Consider the following 13,453-nt stretch of genomic DNA (forward strand, 5'->3'; position numbering starts at 1 on the left):
ATGTCGGCCCCTCTATTTTTGCCTGGGCCGCCCGCACCGTGCCGCGCGGGCGCGCGATCAGCCTCAGCGGGTGGCGGCGAGCTGGCCGCGAATCGCCCCCTTGGGATAATCGGCGGTGTGGACATTGGCATAATAGCCCGCCGGATCGGCGATGATCGCCGCCGCCAGCGCCTTGTCGACGCTCAGACATTCCTTCGAGCGGCCGGTGACGGGCGCCGCGAGCGGCAGCACCACCGGCCCCGCGACGCCACGCGCGCCCTTGTGGATATGCGCCGCGGTGGGCGTCGAAATATCGCGCACGTCGAGCGTGTAGCACACCGTATTGGTCGCCGAATCGGCCGTCAGGCGGATCGTGCCGGTGCCATCGGGATCGCCGGGATCGGGCACTTCCTGGCCCCCGACCAGCGCCGCATTCCAGCTTTCGCCGACGGTGCCGGCAATCGTGGCGCAGCCCGCGAGCGCAAGGGCAGGAATGAGCAGGACAAAGCGAGTCATGGGGCAGCTCCTTTGGGTCGGTTCGGGATTTGATTAGAGTTTGATCCGCTCATGGGGAAGCAGTGTCGGCCCGTTTGCGCCGATCGGGCTCGAATGGCCGGCGAGCAAAGCGCGCTCGCCCGCGCGCGATCGCTTGCCTAAAGGGGGTGCGCGGCGGCATAAGCCGCCACCTTGATCATCACCTTCCAACGAAAGCGCTCCCCCGTGTCCGAGATGTTCCGAATCACGCTGCCCGACGGTTCCGTCCGCGAGGTAGCGCCGGGGACTACCCCCGCGGACGTCGCCGCGGCGATCGGGCCGGGGCTGGCCAAAGCCGCGCTGGCGGCGCGGATCGACGGCGAGGTGCGCGACATCATGCGCGCATTCGAGGGCGACACCCAACTCGCGCTGATCACCGCGAAGGACGAGGCCGAGGCGCTCGAACTGGTGCGCCACGATTTCGCGCATGTCCTCGCCGAGGCGGTGCAGACGCTGTTTCCCGGCACGCAGATCACCTTCGGCCCGGCGACCGACGACGGCTTCTATTACGATTTCGCGCCCAGGGACCGCCCCTTTACCGAGGAAGACCTGCCCGCGATCGAGGCGAAGATGCGCGAGATCATCGCGCGCGATTCGCCGTTCGTGCGCGAAGTGTGGAGCCGCCAGCAACTGATCGATCGCTGGACCGCCGAGGGTGAGACGTTCAAGGCCGAATGGGCCGCCGAACTGCCCGAGGGCGAGGAACTGACGGTCTATAAGCAAGGCGCGTGGCTCGATATGTGCCGCGGGCCGCACCTTGCCTCGACCGGCAAGCTCGATCCCGCCGCCTTCAAGCTGACGCGCGTCTCGGGCGCCTATTGGCGCGGCGACCAGAAGAACGCGATGCTGAGCCGCATCTACGGCACCGGCTGGCTCAACAAGAAGCAGCTCGACGCGCACCTCCACCGGCTCGAGGAAGCGGGCAAGCGCGACCATCGCAAGCTGGGCGCCGAGATGGACCTGTTCCACCTCCAGCAGGAAGCGCATGGCAGCGTCTTCTGGCATCCGCACGGCTACACCATCTGGCGCGAGCTCGAGGCCTATATGCGCCGCGCGATCGACGGCGCCGACTATGCCGAGGTCAAGACGCCGCAGGTGATGGACGCGCGCCAATGGGAGCAATCGGGCCATTGGGGCAAATATCGCGAGAATATGTTCGTCATCCCCGACGAAATCCCCAATACCGAGGATGAGGGCCCGCTGGTCTCGGACGCCGCCGAATGGATGGCGCTCAAGCCGATGAACTGCCCGGCGCACGTGCTGATCTTCAAACAGGGGATCAAATCGTATCGCGACCTGCCCTTGCGGATCTACGAAAACGGCTGCTGCCACAGGAACGAGCCGCACGGCGCGCTCCACGGGCTGATGCGCGTGCGCCAGTTCACGCAGGACGATGCGCATATCTTCTGCCGCGAGGACCAGATCGTCGACGAGGTCCGCGCCTTCTGCCAGCTTGCCGATCGCATCTACACCGATTTCGGCTTCCGCTATGCGATCAAGCTCGCGCTGCGCCCCGAGAAGCGCTTCGGCAGCGACGCGGTGTGGGATCAGGCCGAGGCCGAATTGCGCGACGCGGTGGCCAAGGCGGGCTTCGCGACCGAGCAATATGGCTGGGAAGAACTGCCCGGCGAGGGCGCGTTCTACGCCCCCAAGCTCGAATGGCATCTGACCGACGCAATCGGGCGGACGTGGCAGGTCGGCACGATCCAGTCCGACCGCGTGCTGCCCGAACGGCTCGACGCAAGCTATGTCGGCGAGGACGGCGAACGCCACCGGCCGATCATGCTCCATCGTGCGATCTTCGGCAGCTATGAGCGGTTCATCGGCATCCTGATCGAACATTATGCGGGCAAGCTGCCGGCCTGGCTCGCGCCGGTGCAGGCAGTGGTGGCGACGATCGTGTCCGACGTCGACGATTATGCGCGCGAGGTGGCGGCGACGCTCAAGGCCGCGGGGCTGCGCGTCGAGACCGATCTCCGCAACGAGAAGATCAATTATAAGGTGCGCGAGCACAGCCTTGCCAAGGTGCCCAACCTGCTCGTCGTCGGCAAACGCGAGGCGGAAGAAGCCACGGTGGCGCTGCGCGTGCTCGGCGGGCAAGGGCAGCAGATGCTCTCGCTCGACGCGGCGGTGGCGCGCCTTGTACAAGAGGCCAGGGCACCCGACATGCAATGAGCCGGAAAGCGTGCCGTTGCCACGCCGATCGGTGATTCGGCTATCTTCCAGAACGCGTCGCGATGCGTTATGCGTGCGCCCGATCGACTCTCGCCATCCACTGTAGGAGACACCGTTATACGACCCCCAATGCGGCGCCCGCTGGCGCCCCCGCCGATGAACGGCCCGCGTTACAACGAATTCATCCAGAGCCAGAAGGTCCGCGTGATCGATCACGAGGGCGAAAATCTGGGGGTGATGTACACGCGCGAGGCGATCGAGCAGGCAGCAGAGGTCGGTCTCGACCTCGTCGAGGTCTCGCCCAACGCCGATCCGCCCGTCGCCAAATTCCTCGATGTCGGCAAATTCAAGTACGAAGCGCAGAAAAAGGCCAATCAGGCCCGTAAGACGCAGAAGACGCAGGACATCAAAGAAATCAAGATGCGTCCCAACATCGATGATCACGATTATGCGACCAAGATGAAGAAGGTTCATGAGTTCATCGAGGATGGCGACAAGGTGAAGATCACCATGCGCTTCCGCGGCCGCGAACTGAGCCACGGCCAGCTCGGCATGGCCGTGCTGCGGCGCGTCGCCGAAGAAACTTCCGAAATTGCCAAAATCGAAGCGCATCCGCGGATGGAAGGTCGGCAGATGCTGATGGTGCTCTCACCCAAATGACCCGCCTGCTCGCGGTGATGGCGGTGATCGCCCTTGCCGCGAGCGCGCAGGCGCAGGATGCGCCCCGCAACCTCGCTGCTCAGAACGCCGCGGTCGATCTGCCGCTGGCGGCACCCGACCGCGCGCCCGATTGGGCCGACGAGTTCGACACGCCGGGCCTGCCCGATCCGGCGAAATGGGCATATGACACCGCCTGGAACAAGCAGGGCTGGTTCAACGACGAAAAGCAATATTACGCCGCCGGTCGCCCGCAAAACGCGCGCGTCGAGGACGGCACGCTGCTCATCACCGCGCGCCACGAGGCGTTGCGCGACGCCGATGATTATGGCGGGCAGGCCTATACATCGGCACGACTGCTGACGCGCGGCCATGCGCAATGGACGCACGCCTTCGTCGAGGTGCGTGCGCGCCTCGCCTGCGGGCGCGGGGTATGGCCGGCGATCTGGATGCTCGGCGCCGACGATCGCGCAGGCTGGCCCGCGCAGGGCGAGATCGACATCATGGAGCATGTCGGCTGGGACGAAGGCGTCGTCCACGGCACGATCCACACCAAGGCGTACAACCATGTCGCGGGCACGCAGGTCGGCGCGCAAATGCGGCTGGCCGACGCCTGCACCGCCTTCCACACCTATCAGCTCGACTGGACTCGCGAGCGCCTGCTGATCGGCGTCGACGGCCGCGCGCATATGCGCTTCGACAATGACGGTAAGGGCGATCCCGCGACCTGGCCGTTCGACCGCCCCGAATTCCTGATCCTCAACGTTGCGGTCGGCGGCTGGGGCGGGCAACAGGGGATCGACGACGATGCGTTCCCGTCGACGATGGTGGTCGATTATGTGCGGGTGTGGGAGCGGTGAAAGAGTAGCGCACGGTCACGCGGCCGCTTGGGACGTCCAGTTTTGGGTGGGAAGTGGTCATTCGCCTGCTATAATGCCGTCATGGAAGAAGCTCTCGGATCATGGAGACAGGAAGGGCGCATTAGTCTTTGGCGCTACCGCAGGGCCCCGAAGAGGTATGACGGTTGGCACTTCACAGCAGATCAGGACGGCTGCGCCAGCCTGATCGGGCTTTTCGATATTCTTTCCAGTGCCACAGAACCCGCTTATCGCACTCTCTCGGTGACCGATCCCCGAGAAGTCGGAGCAGACCACATCTTTGGTGATCACGATCTTCGGCTTGATGTTCCGGCGAAACTCCGCCTTGGTAACGATCTTGATGGGACTGGCACAATCGGCCTTTCCGTTGATGTTTTTGCCATGCCTCTCCGACCGGAGGACATCTCTAATCTCTCGGAAGCGGTGAAGGATGTATCCTCCGATCACGCTGACTTCGGCGTGGGTTTCGGTAGGAGCGGCACTATCGTCAATTTCTGGTGGTGGCCAAAGAAGCGCAAAGGCTAAATGCACGCTTCTGGAGCGAAAGCCACCGTCGCCATCAATCGTCGCTGGCGGGCGGCTCCCATAGTTCGATCGTGTTGCCTTCGGGGTCGTGGATGCGGGCGAAGTTGCCGATGTCGGGGTTGTCCCACTCGGCACGGGTTTCGATCGCGATGCCGCTGGCGTTCAATTGTTCGAGCAGCCCTTCGAGATCGGTGACGCGCAGGTTGAGCATCCATTGCTTGTCGGCGGCGAAATAATCGCTGTCAGCCTTGAACGGCGCGAACACCACCGGGCCGCCTTCGGTTTTCCAAGACCATTCGTCGGGCGCGCCCGTCCCCTCGGCGGCGCACCCCGCGCCGATGCCGAGGTGGCGGCGATACCAGTCGGAAAGCGCCTCGGGATCGCGCGCGCGGAAGAAGAGACCGCCTATTCCCTGTACCGGCATCGTCCTGCTCCTGATCGACCGCCAGCCCAGTTTAATCGCTTCGCCGGTGCGGTACCAGAGGTTGATCCCCTGACGTGGAAGCGGCACCGGCCCTCTCCCCCACCCCTCCTCCCAAGACATTATCCTGACTGGGTGGAGGGGTGGGGGAGAGGGCCGGTGCCGTGCCCGGATTCAGCACAGCTGAATCCGGCTCAAATGAAACCAGCAACGGGTTCAGGCGGTTGCATCCCAGCCTCCAAGACCGCAGGGAACGCCGATGTCCGAATCACTGATGGTGAAAATGGCGCTGATCGGCCTGTTGGGGGTCGGCGCGCAGTGGGTTGCGTGGCGTACCGGCCGGCCGGCGATCGTGCTGATGCTGATCGCGGGGATCATCGCCGGGCCGGTGCTCGGCTGGATCGTCCCCGAGCGCGATTTCGGCGATTTGCAGGAACCGATCATCAAGCTCGCCGTCGCGGTGATCCTGTTCGCCGCGGGGCTGAGCCTCAACTTCCGCGAGTTGCGCCATGCCGGCCCGGCGGTGCTGCGGCTGATGGTGATCGGGGTACCGGTGGGCGCCCTGCTCGGCACGCTGGCGGCGCATTACGCCGCGGGGCTGCCGCTTGGCATCTCGGCGGTGTTCGGCGGGATCATGGTGGTGACGGGGCCGACGGTGATCGGGCCGATGCTGCGGACGCTGCGCGTGCCCGCGCGCACCCGCGACATCCTGAAATGGGAAGGGATCGTCAACGATCCGATCGGTGCGCTGCTGGGGGCGGCGATCTACGGCTATATCACTTATGCCGGCGTCTCGCGCGATGCGATGGCGATCGGGTTCGACATGGCGGGGGCCGCCGCGATCGCGGTCGCGATCGGGGTGGCGCTGGGCTATGCCGTCACCACCTTGTTCCCACGCGGCTATGTGCCCGAATTCCTGATGGCGCCGGTACTGCTGGTGACGGTGATCGGCGGCTTCGTGCTCGCCGACGTCATCAAGCACGAAACCGGGCTGATTACGGTGACCGTGATGGGCGTGGTGATGGCCAACCGGCCGATGTATTCGAGCATCGCGCTGCGCCGGTTCAAGGAGGATCTCGCGGTCCTGCTCATCTCGGGGGTGTTCATCATCCTGTCGGCGACGCTCGACTACCAGGTGATCGCGCATTTCCGGCTCCGCTTCGTGTTGTTCCTCGTGCTGCTGCTGTTCGCCATCCGCCCCGCGACGGTGCTGGCGAGCCTTGCCTTTTCGGCGGTGCCGTGGCGCGAGCGGCTGTTCGTCGCGTGGATCGCGCCGCGCGGGATCGTCGCGGTCGCGGTTACCGGGCTGTTTTCGCTGCGGCTTGCCGATCTGGGCTTCATCGGCGCGCGCGAACTGCAATCGCTGGGGTTCGCGGTGGTGATCGTGACGATCTTCGCGCACAGTTTTTCCGCCTCATGGTGGGCACGGCGGCTCGGCATCGATCAGGGCAAGGAACTCGACGTGCTGCTGATCGGCGCGAACGGCTGGACCAATGCGTTCGGCAGCGCGCTCAAACAATATGGGCTCGCGGTGACGGTCGCCGATACCAGCAAATTCGCGCTGCGCGGGGCACGCAAGCACGAGCTTGCCGTGCACCTCGGCGACGTGCTCGACGAGGCGACGCAGAGCCAGCTCGATATGGGCCGGTTCCAGCAGGTGATCGCGGCGACCGAGAACGACGCGTACAATGCGCTGGTGTGCAGCGACCTCGGCCCCGAACTCGGCGTCGAGCGGCTGGCGCAGACCGGGCATGACGAAGACCGGCCGAGCCATGTGCGGGCGCGCGTGCTGTTGCCCAGCGGCGCGTCGATCGAGGCGCTGGAGGAGCGGATTGCCGCCGGCTGGACCTTCAGCCGGACCAGGATCACCGAGAAATTCGGCTACGACCGGTTTCGCGAGCAACTGCCCGAGGGCGCCGAGCCGGTCGCCCTGCTCGATGAGGAAGGCAATCTGCTGCTGTTTTCGACCAAGGCACGGCCGGTGATCGAGCCCGGCGACAGCGTGATCGCTTTCTATCCGCCCGAACCGCCGCGCAGGCCGCCCTCAAGGTCCAACGCCGACGCGCCGGCCTGATCGACCGTCCCGGCGGCGGCGGCCAGCAGGCGGCGTTCGAGCGCCTTGAGCCGCTGCGCGCTGGCGAGCTTTTCGCCGGTCAGGTCGGTGACGTAAAAGGTGTCGACCGCGCGTGCGCCATAGGTTGCAACGTGCGCCGAATGCAGCGTCACCTTCGATTGGAACAACGCCTGCGCCAGCCGATGGAGCAAGGCGGGGCCGTCGCGGGCGTTGACCTCGATCACGGTGAAGCGGTTCGAGGCGCCGTTGTCGATGATGACATTGGGCGCGATCTCGAACGCCTCGGCGCGCGCGCGCGGCAGCGGCTTGGCCTTGAGCCGATCGGCCAGCGGGATGCGGTTGGCGAAGGCGTCCTCGATCGAGGACTTGAGCCGATCGAGCTGGTCGGGATGATCGAACGGCCGCCCGACGGGGTCCTGGACGAGGAAATTGTCGAGCGCCATGCCGTCGCGCGTGGTGTGGATGCGCGCGTCGATGATATTGCCGCCCGCGACATGGATCGCCCCCGCAGCGCGGTAGAACAGCCCGGGATGATCGGTGGCGTAGATCGTCACCAGCGTCGCGCCGCGCTCGGGATAGACCTGCGCCGCGATCGAGAGCGGGGCACCATTCGCCTGCGCCATCAGCCGCGCGTTGCGCTCCAGCACATCCTCGGGCTCGGCGATCCAATAGGCTTCAGGCAGGCTGCGGACGTGCGCGGCGAAAGCGGCGTCGTCCCAGTCCAGGGTCGCGGCGAGCCCCTCCTGCTTGGCGGCGATCCGCTCGCCGCGCCGCTTGTGCTTGTGGCCGAGCCGCAGCACTTCCTCGGCGGCGTCGTAGAGTTCGGTGAGGAGCTGCTTCTTCCAGCCGTTCCACACCCCCGGCCCGACCGCGCGGATATCGACCACCGTCAACACCAGCAGCAGCCGCAGCCGCTCGGGGCTTTTCACCACCTCGCAGAAATCGAGGATCGTCTTGAAATCGGCAAGATCGCGCTTGAACACCGTCGCCGACATCAGCAGATGGTGGCGCACCAGCCACGCGACGGTCTCGGTCTCGGCGGCATTCAACCCGAAGCGCGGGCCCAGCCGCCGCGCGACCTCCGCGCCCAGCACCGAATGATCGCCGCCGCGACCCTTGGCGATGTCGTGGAGCAGCACCGCGACATAGAGCACGCGCCGCGACGATTCGCCGATATGCTTGAGGATGCTGGTCGAGAGCGGATGCTCGGCCTTGAGCGCGCCGTGCTCGATCTGCGACAGGAGGCCGATCGCCCGGATCGTGTGCTCGTCGACCGTATAATGATGGTACATGTCGAACTGCATCTGCGCGACGACGCGGCCGAAATCGGGCACCAGCCGCCCGAACACCCCCGCCTCGTTCATCCAGCGCAGCACCGTTTCGGGATCGCGCGGGCTCGTCAGCACCGCGAGGAACAGCGCGTTGACGCGAGGTTCGCGGCGGATGTCGTCGACCAGCTTGGCGTCGCGCGCGGCGGCACGCATCGCAAGCGGGTGGATTTCGAGCGCGTGCAGATCGGCAAGCTGGAACAGCTCCACAAGACGGGCCGGGTCCTGCTCGAAAAAATCCTCCGCCGGGATCGCGAGCCGGCCGCGATCGAGCACGAAGCCCTTGAGCTTGCTCGGGCGCCGCCGCAGCCGGGGCAGCCCGAAACGGCGGCCGTGCGCGGCGAATTTTTCGTCGAGATGCGCGAGGAACAAGCCCGTCAGGTCGCCCACCGCCTTCGCCTGAAGGAAATAGAATTGCATGAAGCGTTCGACCGGCGATTTGCCGGGCCGGTCGGCGTACTTCATGCGCGCCGCAATCTCGCGCTGCATGTCGAAGGTCAGCCGGTCTTCGGCGCGCCCGGCGATCGAGTGGAGATGGCAGCGCACCGCCCACAGGAAATTCTCGGCGCGGTGAAACTGGCGATATTCGAGACGGGTCAGCAACCCCGTCTCGACCAGTTCGGCAACGGTGCGGACGTTGTACGAATATTTGCCGATCCAGAATAAGGTATGCAGATCGCGCAGACCGCCCTTGCCCTCTTTGACATTGGGTTCGACGACATAACGGCTGTCGCCCATCTTCTTGTGGCGCGCGTTGCGTTCGTCGAGCTTGTCGGTGATGAACTGGCGCGCGGTATCGGCCTGCACCTCGGCCTTGAAGCGCCGCGCCGCCTCGTCATAGAGCGCGATGTCGCCCCAGATGTAGCGACCTTCGAGCAGCGCGGTGCGGATCGTGATGTCCGCCTTGGCCTGACGCGCCATCTCGTCGAGCGAGCGCGACGAATGGCCGATCTTCAGCCCCATGTCCCATAACGAATAGAGCATCGATTCGATGACCTGTTCGGCCCAGGCGGGCTGCTTCCACGGCGTGATGAAGGCGATGTCGATATCCGAGAAGGGCGCCATCTCGCCGCGCCCATAGCCGCCCACCGCGACCAGCACGATTCGTTCGGCGGCGGTCGGGTTGGTATTGGGATAAACCCGCGTCGTCACGAAATCGTAGAGCAGCCGCAGCAATTGATCGGTGAGGAAAGCCTGCCCGGCCGCCGCCTCCAGACCGCGCGTGGGATGTTCGATCAGACGGCGCTGGATCTCGGCGCGGCCGGATTCGAGCGCTTGTTTGAGGCACAAGGTGGCGGCCCGGCGCAGCGCGGACGGATCGGTCGCGTCAAGCGCGGCGAGCGCGTCGGCAAGCACGCGGCGATCGATGATCTGGCGGCGGTGTGGCAGGCTGTCGATGCGGCTGGTCATTGGTTCGGCTTTACCCGAGCCAGGCGTCGAACAACAGCGGTTCGGCACGGCCCGCCGACGCTCATCGCAACCGGCGTTGCCGTCAGCGGAACCAGCCCATAGGGTCCGCCCCACGTGAAGCGTCTCATTCCCCTTGCCGCGCTGCTGCTGTCGGGCTGCATCTTCGGCGGCGGGCACAAGCCGCCTTCCGAGCCCCGCCGCGCCGCCACGGCCACGCCGAGCGATCGCCAGACGCAGATGTGCCATGCGGACCTCAAGCGCATCGGGGTGGCGTTCAATCCGCTGCCCGATCGCGAACGCGGCGGCGGTTGCTCGACGATCGGCACGGTGCAGTTGCTCGATATCGGGGTGCCGGTGGCCAATCTCGGCCCGATGCGGTGCGGGCTGGCACGCGCCTTTGCGGGTTGGGCCCGCAGCGCCGTCGCCCCTGCGGCGCGGCAGATGCTGGGCAGCGACCTCGTCAGGATCGAAACCTTCGGCACCTATGCCTGCCGCGCGGTGGTCGGGGTCGCGTCGACCCGGCTATCGGGCCATGGCACCGCCAACGCGGTCGACATTTCCGGTTTCGTCCTCGCCGACGGACGGCGGATCAGCGTGCTGGGCGACTGGGCGTCGCCCGACCCGCAGGTACACGCCTTCCTGCAGGTGATCCGCGCCTCGGCATGCAAGCGTTTCGGCACCGTGCTCAGCCCCGATTACAACAGCGCGCATCGCGACCATTTCCACCTCGAGGACGACGGCGCGCGCTTCTGCCGCTGACCGCCCGTCGAAGGCCGCAATCGATTGGCAAAGCAGGTGCTTTCGTCTTATGAACGATGCAATGAGCGATACGTATGTACCGTCCCGTGTGTTTCGCGGGGCCAAGCAGGAAGCGGAATCAGCCAAGGACGGCGTTTCCACCCCCCAAACCGAACATCCCGCCTACCGGCTCGCCTTCCAGGACATGGATTTCCTGCTGCGCGAAGACCTGCGACCGGTGCGCTTCCAGCTCGAATTGCTGAAACCGCAATTGCTGCTCGACGAGGCGCATATCGGCTCGACCTTCGTCTTTTACGGGTCGGCCCGGATTCCCGAACCCGACAAGGCACGGGCGCTGCTCGAGGCAGCCGAAGGCGAGGCGGCGAAGAAGATTGCCGCGAAGCTGGTCGAGAAATCGAAATATTACGAGGTCGCGCGCGAATTGGCGCGGATCGCGAGCAGTTTCCCGCTCGACGAAAACGGGATGCGCCAGTTCGTGGTCTGCTCGGGCGGCGGACCCTCGATCATGGAGGCCGCCAATCGCGGCGCTGCCGATGTCGGCGCCGAATCGGTGGGGCTCAACATCGTGCTGCCGCATGAACAGGCGCCCAACCCCTATGTGACGCCCGCGCTGAGCATGCAGTTCCATTATTTCGCGCTGCGCAAGATGCACTTCCTGCTCCACGCGCGCGCGCTGGCGGCGTTTCCCGGCGGGTTCGGCACGTTCGACGAATTGTTCGAACTGCTGACGCTGATCCAGACCGGCAAGATCGATCCGATCCCGGTCCTGCTCTACGGCAGGGATTTCTGGAGCCGCGTCGTCAATTTCGAGGCCTTGTGCGAGGAAGGCGTCATTTCGCCGCGCGATCTCGACATCTTCACCATCGTCGAAACCGCCGAGGAAGGCTGGAACGTGGTCCAGAATTTCTACCGCGGCGAGCGCGCCAGGCCGACCGCGGTCGGCGAGGCCTAGATACGAAAAAGGGGCCGCATCGCTGCGGCCCCTTTTTTGTTCGTTGCCGAAGCGCAGGCTCAGCCGGCCGGCGTCTCCGCCGCCGCAGCCGGGGCCGCCTCGTTGGCGGCAGCGCCTGCCTCGTCGCCTGCTGCCGCATTGGCGTCAGCCGGCGCGTCGGCAGCGGGGGCTGCTTCCGCCGCCGGTGCTGCCGGCAACGGCAGGTTCGAGCCCTGCTGGTTGAGATAGAGGATCAGATCGGCGCGATCCTGCGGGTTGGAAAGCCCCGCGAAGGTCATCTTGGTGCCGTTGGCGAATTTGCGCGGCGATTCGAACCACGCGTCGAGCGCGTCGAACGTCCACGTCCCGCCCACCGACTTCAGCGCGTCGGAGAAAGCGAAGCCGCCACGGCCGGTCGCCACCTTGTCGCCGACGATTTCCCACAGATTGGGGCCGACACCATTGGCACCCCCCTGATTGTCGGTGTGGCACGCGGCGCACTTCTTGAAGACCTCGGCACCATGCGCCGCGTCGGCCGACGCGAGTCGCGTCGCGATCGGCACCACCGCCGCTGCGGTATCGCCACCCTCGGCCTCGACGCCTTCAATCGGATAGCCCATTTTTTCGGGACGCTCCGAATGAAACATCATGCCACTGATAATCGAGAACCCGAGCGCTGCCCCGCAGCCTGCCAGCACCCAGCCCGCAATCGTATTCGCGCGATTGTCCATCGTATCAATCGAACCCTCTAGAGAAGCCGGCCCCCGGTTTGCGGCCGCCCAAGGAAAAGTCGCCTCCCTTTACGGTCGCGAAGCGAGGCAAGCAAGCCGCGCTTGCTTGTGATCGATGCCACGACTACCCGCGGGCCCCGATGGAGAATTTTGCCCCCCCTGCCCGCGCGCTTGTCGCCCGCATGATCGAAGACGCCGCGCTGGCCCCCGATCGCACCGTCGCGTTCCAGGGCGCACCGGGCGCCAACTCGCACGTTGCCGTGCGCCAGGCCTTCCCCGACGGCCTGCCGCTGCCCTGTTTCGATTTCGCCGACGCGATCGAAGCGGTGCAGGACGGCACCGCCGATTGCGCGATGATTCCGATCGAAAATTCGTTGCACGGGCGTGTGGCGGATATTCACTTTCTGCTGCCCGAATCGGGTCTGGTGATCGTCGGCGAGCATTTTCTGCCGATTCGTTATGCGCTGATGGGGCTGTCGACGAGCGACGACGTCCGCCAGGCGATGAGCCATCCGCAGGCGCTGGGCCAATGCCGCCACTGGCTGAAGGCACGCGGCATCGAACCCGTCTCATACCCCGACACCGCCGGCGCCGCCGCCAAGGTCGCCGAGCTCGCCGATCCGGGCATCGCCGCGCTCGCGCCGCCGGGTGCCGCCGAGATCTATGGCCTCAAGACGCTGGTCGAGGACATTGCCGACGCCGACCACAATACGACGCGCTTTGTCACGCTCGCGCGCGAGCCGCGGCCGCTGGCGAGCGATGGCCCGTTCATGACGACCTTCATCTTCGAGGTGAAGAACGTGCCCGCCGCGCTCTACAAAGCGCTCGGCGGGTTCGCGACCAACGGCGTCAACATGACCAAGCTCGAAAGCTATCAGCGCGGCGGCAGCTTCGCGGCGACCGAATTCTACGCCGATATTGTCGGCAAGCCGGGCGACACCGCGGTCGACAACGCGCTGGAGGAACTCAGCTTCCAGACCAAATGGGCGCGGCTGCTCGGCACCTATCCGCAGGCACGCCCCCGCCCCTAGCGCTTGCCGTGATTGCCGAG

At 65.8% G+C, this 13,453-nt stretch carries 12 protein-coding genes; 8 read left to right on the forward strand and 4 right to left on the reverse strand.

The features are described 5' to 3' along the window. Positions 1 to 63 precede the first annotated feature (63 nt). Entirely contained in the window at positions 64 to 495 is a 432-nt protein-coding gene (locus tag NFE57_RS01610) for a CHRD domain-containing protein (RefSeq protein ID WP_252133805.1), read from the reverse strand. Between the two features lie 213 nt (positions 496 to 708). On the opposite strand from NFE57_RS01610, the gene thrS reads away from it, so the two are divergent. The 4 genes from thrS to NFE57_RS01630 all read left to right on the forward strand — a co-directional run bounded on the left by thrS (position 709) and on the right by NFE57_RS01630 (position 4,748). Next, a complete protein-coding gene (gene thrS, locus NFE57_RS01615; RefSeq protein ID WP_252133909.1) occupies positions 709 to 2,688 on the forward strand; it encodes a threonine--tRNA ligase in 1,980 nt (659 codons plus the stop codon). A 129-nt stretch (positions 2,689 to 2,817) separates the two neighbouring features. After that, a complete protein-coding gene (gene infC, locus NFE57_RS01620) occupies positions 2,818 to 3,348 on the forward strand; it encodes a translation initiation factor IF-3 (RefSeq protein WP_252133806.1) in 531 nt (176 codons plus the stop codon). Further along, positions 3,345 to 4,205: a glycoside hydrolase family 16 protein gene (locus NFE57_RS01625; protein ID WP_252133807.1), complete on the forward strand. Its 861-nt coding sequence runs from the start codon at positions 3,345 to 3,347 to the stop codon at positions 4,203 to 4,205. Before infC ends, NFE57_RS01625 begins: the two co-directional genes overlap by 4 nt. 81 nt (positions 4,206 to 4,286) lie before the next feature. Beyond that, positions 4,287 to 4,748 (forward strand): hypothetical protein, encoded by a 462-nt coding sequence (locus NFE57_RS01630; RefSeq protein ID WP_252133808.1) that lies wholly within the window; start codon positions 4,287 to 4,289, stop codon positions 4,746 to 4,748. 34 nt (positions 4,749 to 4,782) lie between these two features. Here NFE57_RS01630 and NFE57_RS01635 read toward each other — a convergent pair whose 3' ends face one another. Further along, a complete protein-coding gene (locus tag NFE57_RS01635) occupies positions 4,783 to 5,172 on the reverse strand; it encodes a VOC family protein (protein WP_252133910.1) in 390 nt (129 codons plus the stop codon). 256 nt (positions 5,173 to 5,428) lie between these two features. Between NFE57_RS01635 and NFE57_RS01640 the strand changes: the two genes are divergently transcribed. Then, positions 5,429 to 7,243: a cation:proton antiporter gene (locus NFE57_RS01640; RefSeq protein ID WP_252133809.1), complete on the forward strand. Its 1,815-nt coding sequence runs from the start codon at positions 5,429 to 5,431 to the stop codon at positions 7,241 to 7,243. Here NFE57_RS01640 and NFE57_RS01645 read toward each other — a convergent pair. After that, positions 7,183 to 9,981, reverse strand: coding sequence for a [protein-PII] uridylyltransferase (locus tag NFE57_RS01645; protein ID WP_252133810.1), 2,799 nt, complete (start codon positions 9,979 to 9,981; stop codon positions 7,183 to 7,185). The genes NFE57_RS01640 and NFE57_RS01645 overlap by 61 nt on opposite strands. A gap of 114 nt (positions 9,982 to 10,095) precedes the next feature. Between NFE57_RS01645 and NFE57_RS01650 the strand changes: the two genes are divergently transcribed. Both NFE57_RS01650 and NFE57_RS01655 read left to right on the forward strand, forming a co-directional pair. After that, positions 10,096 to 10,740 carry an extensin family protein gene (locus NFE57_RS01650; RefSeq protein WP_252133811.1) on the forward strand — a complete coding sequence of 215 codons (645 nt, stop codon included), beginning with the start codon at positions 10,096 to 10,098 and terminating at the stop codon, positions 10,738 to 10,740. A gap of 61 nt (positions 10,741 to 10,801) precedes the next feature. Further along, positions 10,802 to 11,692, forward strand: a complete 891-nt coding sequence (locus tag NFE57_RS01655; RefSeq protein ID WP_252133812.1) for an LOG family protein — start codon at positions 10,802 to 10,804, stop codon at positions 11,690 to 11,692. Positions 11,693 to 11,751: 59 nt separating this feature from the next. On the opposite strand, the gene NFE57_RS01660 is transcribed toward NFE57_RS01655, so the two are convergent. Next, positions 11,752 to 12,402 (reverse strand): c-type cytochrome, encoded by a 651-nt coding sequence (locus NFE57_RS01660; RefSeq protein ID WP_252133813.1) that lies wholly within the window; start codon positions 12,400 to 12,402, stop codon positions 11,752 to 11,754. Between the two features lie 140 nt (positions 12,403 to 12,542). Here NFE57_RS01660 and NFE57_RS01665 point away from each other — a divergent pair, with 140 nt between their 5' ends. After that, positions 12,543 to 13,433: a prephenate dehydratase gene (locus NFE57_RS01665; RefSeq protein ID WP_252133814.1), complete on the forward strand. Its 891-nt coding sequence runs from the start codon at positions 12,543 to 12,545 to the stop codon at positions 13,431 to 13,433. The last annotated feature ends 20 nt before the right edge of the window (positions 13,434 to 13,453 follow it).

Source organism: Hephaestia sp. MAHUQ-44 (genome assembly GCF_023806085.1).
GTDB lineage: Bacteria > Pseudomonadota > Alphaproteobacteria > Sphingomonadales > Sphingomonadaceae > Sphingomonas.

What these genes read in the sequence shown, in the direction of transcription:
- NFE57_RS01660 (WP_252133813.1), bottom strand. Translation starts at nt 12,402, where the DNA reads ATGGACAATCGCGCGAATACGATTGCGGGCTGGGTGCTGGCAGGCTGC.
- NFE57_RS01655 (WP_252133812.1), top strand. Translation starts at nt 10,802, where the DNA reads ATGAGCGATACGTATGTACCGTCCCGTGTGTTTCGCGGGGCCAAGCAG.
- NFE57_RS01610 (WP_252133805.1), bottom strand. Translation starts at nt 495, where the DNA reads ATGACTCGCTTTGTCCTGCTCATTCCTGCCCTTGCGCTCGCGGGCTGC.
- NFE57_RS01640 (WP_252133809.1), top strand. Translation starts at nt 5,429, where the DNA reads ATGTCCGAATCACTGATGGTGAAAATGGCGCTGATCGGCCTGTTGGGG.
- thrS (WP_252133909.1), top strand. Translation starts at nt 709, where the DNA reads ATGTTCCGAATCACGCTGCCCGACGGTTCCGTCCGCGAGGTAGCGCCG.
- NFE57_RS01635 (WP_252133910.1), bottom strand. Translation starts at nt 5,172, where the DNA reads ATGCCGGTACAGGGAATAGGCGGTCTCTTCTTCCGCGCGCGCGATCCC.
- NFE57_RS01625 (WP_252133807.1), top strand. Translation starts at nt 3,345, where the DNA reads ATGACCCGCCTGCTCGCGGTGATGGCGGTGATCGCCCTTGCCGCGAGC.
- NFE57_RS01645 (WP_252133810.1), bottom strand. Translation starts at nt 9,981, where the DNA reads ATGACCAGCCGCATCGACAGCCTGCCACACCGCCGCCAGATCATCGAT.
- infC (WP_252133806.1), top strand. Translation starts at nt 2,818, where the DNA reads ATGCGGCGCCCGCTGGCGCCCCCGCCGATGAACGGCCCGCGTTACAAC.
- NFE57_RS01665 (WP_252133814.1), top strand. Translation starts at nt 12,543, where the DNA reads ATGGAGAATTTTGCCCCCCCTGCCCGCGCGCTTGTCGCCCGCATGATC.
- NFE57_RS01630 (WP_252133808.1), top strand. Translation starts at nt 4,287, where the DNA reads ATGGAAGAAGCTCTCGGATCATGGAGACAGGAAGGGCGCATTAGTCTT.